Raw genomic sequence first — 4,201 nt, forward strand, 5'->3', positions numbered from 1 at the left:
CTTTCAAATCGCGTTTTGCGACGAAATATAATATAACATGTTTAAAATCTAATGTCAACACTTTTTCTCGTAATTTTCACTCGTCTTATGAATGAAAGGTCACTAAATGAGTGAGACAACATGAGATAATATAGCACATCGTGAACCTTGATGCAATACTTTTTTTAAAAAAAGTAGAATACATTACTCCTTTAATAGATAAACCTATTAGGTACGTTCAATTAAATGGTTCTTTAAATACTTATCCATATAACTTTAAGAGTAAAGCACCGAATTAGTCATGTTCTTATTAGGAGAGGACATGCATAACCTATACTAAACATTATTATTTAGAAGAAGGTGCCAAACATGACTTTTTTTTATACCATTAAATTTAGTCGATTAAAGAAATATGTGATCGTCGTTTCTATTTTCCTCCTAGCCCTTGTATTTATAATCTTAAAAGGTAATCAAAATCTCATGGTCTTTTCCACAGGAGATCAACCCCGAGCCCTATCAAAGGGTAACACTGACTCTAACAACATTAGTTTGACCTTTAACATTACCTGGGGTGACACTATACTTGAGCCTATTCTAGACCAATTAAAAAAGCATGGTGTTACAGCTACTTTTTTCTTACTAGGGGAGTGGGCTGAACATCACCCCCATTTGGTGGAATTAATTGATCAGGAAGGACATGAAATTGGAATGCTAGGATATCGCTATAAAAGCTACCTGGAATTAGATAATCCTAATATAATTAATGATCTAAATAAAGCAAAAGATATATTTAACAAGCTTGGTTTCACTGATATTAAAATTTTGCGAACACCTAGTGGCCATTTAAACGAAGACGTCTTATCTACAGTTGTTAATCAAGGATATGATGTGATTCAATGGGATATAAACCCCAATGATTGGGAAACACCAGGAGTCGAACAAATCGTAGATCATGTCATGAGCACAACGGATAACGGATCCATTATCTTGCTGCATGCATCCGACTCAGCAACTCAAACTAAGGAGGCTTTGGAGATCATTTTACCTGGTCTTAAGGAAAAGGGCTTTGAATTTACCACTATTTCAAAATTAATTTCTCAAGCAGATACTAAAACAGAAGCAATTGAATAGCTTTGCACATAATTATGCTCATTTTTCCTCATATTATGATCAAGTCATTTAATATGAGGAGATGTGATGCGATTATGACTTTCAAGAAATACTATCTCTATCTAACCTTACTTCTTTTGCTTGGCTGCACCTCACCTAACGGAGGTTCCAACGGCCAAGAGAACAATTATGAGACAACAAAGAAGATGGTAACAGATATTTTAAAAACCGATGAAGGAAAACAAACGATAGCTGAGATTCTAGCTGATGAGGAGACACAGCAAGCCTATGTCATCCATGATCAAGTCGTGAAGTCGACAATTGAGGAAGTTCTAACTTCTGAGCAAGGCAAGACATTTTGGTCGAAGATGTTTAGTGATCAAGAATTCGTCAAGGAATTTGCAGAAGCTATGTCTACACAGCATGAGGAAGTATTTAAACGGTTAATGGGAGACGCTACTTTTCAAGGAAAAATGCTTGAATTACTTGCTAACCCCGAGGTGGACGCACAGATTATATCGTTATTAAAAAGCCAACAATTTAAAGTTGAGCTAGAGAACAATATTAAAGAAATATTAGAGTCCCCATTGTTCAAGGCTCAAGTAGCTGAAATCCTAGTTAAAAATGCTAAAGAAATCAATAAACCAAGTGGTCAAGAAGAACAAAACCAAGACGATACCGACACCAATCAATCAGAAGAAAAAAACCAAAGTTAAACTCCATACGTTATGGTCTATAGAGAAAACATACACGTATTAAATAGTAGTAACCTTAATGCAAAATGAATAGACTTGTCAATTATACTGCATTTAAAACGAGCTTGCCTAAAACATACGCCTTAGAAAGCTAAAAGACGGGTGCGTGATCATACGTAGCCCGTCTTTTAGCTTTCTAGTGAAACTTCGTTCAGTGGGAGGTTAGGCGCATATAGGGTGTGCGAGTGCAGACGTTGCGACACGACGTCGCGAACTGAGCCAGCTTCCTCTCTCTCCCCACTGAACGTTCGTTGAGCCAATCGGGCTGTTACTGGCTGTTGGATCTCCCACTTAGAAAGACGTGTTCCCTTATTTCTTGAAGGGGGAGCCTTACAAAAGCCCTTCGACGGGGCGAGTAATCCCAGCCCCAGACAGTTACACTGCGATAAATTAAACACATAACTTTTTGCTTATCTGCTACTCCTAATTATCGCTCCCAAGTCTTCAAAGACATTACTTTAGTTAGTGATTACTTATGGTCTAAAATAAACTCAGCTATTGATTGGTACTGTTGGCCAATTGGGTGACTCTGATCATAAATAGAACCTCGTTTAGTCAAAGCGTCACTTGGCTGTCCTAAAGGTATCTGACCAATTAATGGGGCTCTAAGCTCTTGCGCAAGCTTTTCCCCACCACCTTGTCCAAAGACAAATTCTTTTTCTCCAGTAACTGAGCTTTCAAAATAGGACATATTTTCAATAATACCGACAATCTCATGGTTAGTATTCAAGGCCATTCTTCCCGCCCTCGAAGCAACAAAAGCCGCAGTAGGATGAGGTGTGGTTACAATGATTTCTTTAGATGCCGGGATCGTATTATGGACCGCTAATGCCATATCACCAGTCCCTGGGGGTAAGTCTAACAATAAATAATCTAACTCGCCCCACTCAACCTCCACAAAAAAGCTACGAAGCATTTTACCTAAGCGTGGCCCACGCCAAATAACAGGTTCATTATCTTCAACGAAAAATCCCATTGACATCAATTGCACATCATGGGCTACAACTGGAATAATTTTGTTACCCTTTAGCTTTGGTCTGCTCGTTATGCCCATCATGTCAGGGATACTGAAACCATATATATCCGCATCAATGATGCCCACCTTTTTCCCTAATCTGGCAAGTGCTACAGCAATATTAACTGTGACTGTCGATTTTCCAACTCCACCCTTACCACTAGCGATTGCTAAGAATTTTGTTTTCGACTTTCCATTTAACAAGGTCGGCTTTTCTTCAACAATACCTTGAAATGCCTCAATGGTCGCTTTGGGAAGCTGGCCAAAGCGCAAACCTACTGAGGAGGCTCCTGCTCGCTTTAACTTCGCAACAAGCTCCTGCTGCAATTGCATTTGCTCTGGTGTATTGATTTTGGCTAGTGCAATTTTGATACTTACATGACCTGTTTCTTCTTTGATTGAGATTTCCTCAATCCCCTTCGTATCTGCAAGTGTTTTATTTAAAAAAGGATCGTATACTGGCTTTAATAGTGCCGTCACCTGTTCTATCGTTAACAAATTTGTACCCAACCTTTCTAATCAACCAATTAGAAACAGTATAGCACATTCAATTTTGATAATAAAACTTACTGATCTCCTTCTGAAAAATACGATAAAACACCTAAATAAATGCTAGCTGCCATCTGCTCCTGATAGTCAGAAGATTTTAACAAAGTGAGCTCATCTGGATTAGACAGAAACCCTATTTCAACTAAAGACGCTGGCCTGTTGGCGTGCTTCAATACATAGACACTATTAATTGCTAGTGCATCACGAGTCGTATTACCTAAACTAGCAATAATTTCAGTCTGTATTTGTTCTGCCAAACGTTTCGAATCAGGTCTACTTGGATGGTAAAAAGTTTGGGCTCCGCGCCATTGCGTTGATGATAAGGCATTTAAGTGAATAGTCAAAAAGATATCAGGGTCTTTTTCTTCCACAAATGCGACTCGATTCTTAATATCCTCGACTTTTCTTTGGGCTATGCCTCGCGTGTCTGGATTGGCCAAATCTCGATCTTTTTCTCTTGTTAGATAAACAGTTGCACCAGCTTGAACTAAATAATCACGTAACTTTTGGCTAACCGTTAAAGCAATATCTTTTTCTACAGTCTGATCAGCACCCACAGCTCCACCATCAGGACCACCATGGCCCGGATCAAGAACAATCACTCTATCAGCTAATGGTAAGGTTAAAAAGTCCGTAGAATTAATATGTCTTTCAATTGGATAGCTTAGTAAGGAAATCAAGACGGCCGCACCAAGCAACCAAAGGATTAACCCAATTTTTTTTGGCATCTCCCATCCCTCCAATAATATCTATATAACTATATGGGAGCGCTTGTACAAATAGAACGAAAAGA

Annotated in this window: 4 protein-coding genes; 2 read left to right on the forward strand and 2 right to left on the reverse strand. The window is 38.7% G+C overall.

Annotated features, from left to right (window positions below; genetic code table 11):
• Positions 1-348 precede the first annotated feature (348 nt).
• Both pdaB and gerD read left to right on the forward strand, forming a co-directional pair.
• Positions 349-1,110, forward strand: coding sequence for a polysaccharide deacetylase family sporulation protein PdaB (gene pdaB / locus ASE01S_RS15175; RefSeq protein ID WP_067844375.1), 762 nt, complete (start codon positions 349-351; stop codon positions 1,108-1,110).
• Positions 1,111-1,184: 74 nt separating this feature from the next.
• On the forward strand, positions 1,185-1,805 hold the full coding sequence (gene gerD / locus ASE01S_RS15180) for a spore germination lipoprotein GerD (RefSeq protein ID WP_067844379.1): 621 nt from the start codon (positions 1,185-1,187) through the stop codon (positions 1,803-1,805).
• A gap of 508 nt (positions 1,806-2,313) precedes the next feature.
• On the opposite strand, the gene salA is transcribed toward gerD, so the two are convergent.
• Together salA and cwlD are read right to left on the reverse strand one after the other, a co-directional pair.
• The gene (salA, locus tag ASE01S_RS15185) at positions 2,314-3,357 is read right to left on the reverse strand and encodes an iron-sulfur carrier protein/transcriptional regulator SalA (RefSeq protein ID WP_067844382.1); all 1,044 of its coding nucleotides are present in this window, start codon (positions 3,355-3,357) and stop codon (positions 2,314-2,316) included.
• A 68-nt stretch (positions 3,358-3,425) separates the two neighbouring features.
• Positions 3,426-4,136 (reverse strand): N-acetylmuramoyl-L-alanine amidase CwlD, encoded by a 711-nt coding sequence (cwlD, locus tag ASE01S_RS15190; protein WP_067844385.1) that lies wholly within the window; start codon positions 4,134-4,136, stop codon positions 3,426-3,428.
• Positions 4,137-4,201 lie beyond the last annotated feature (65 nt).

This window comes from Amphibacillus sediminis NBRC 103570 (assembly GCF_001552275.1).
Taxonomy (GTDB): Bacteria; Bacillota; Bacilli; order Bacillales; family Amphibacillaceae; genus Amphibacillus_B; species Amphibacillus_B sediminis.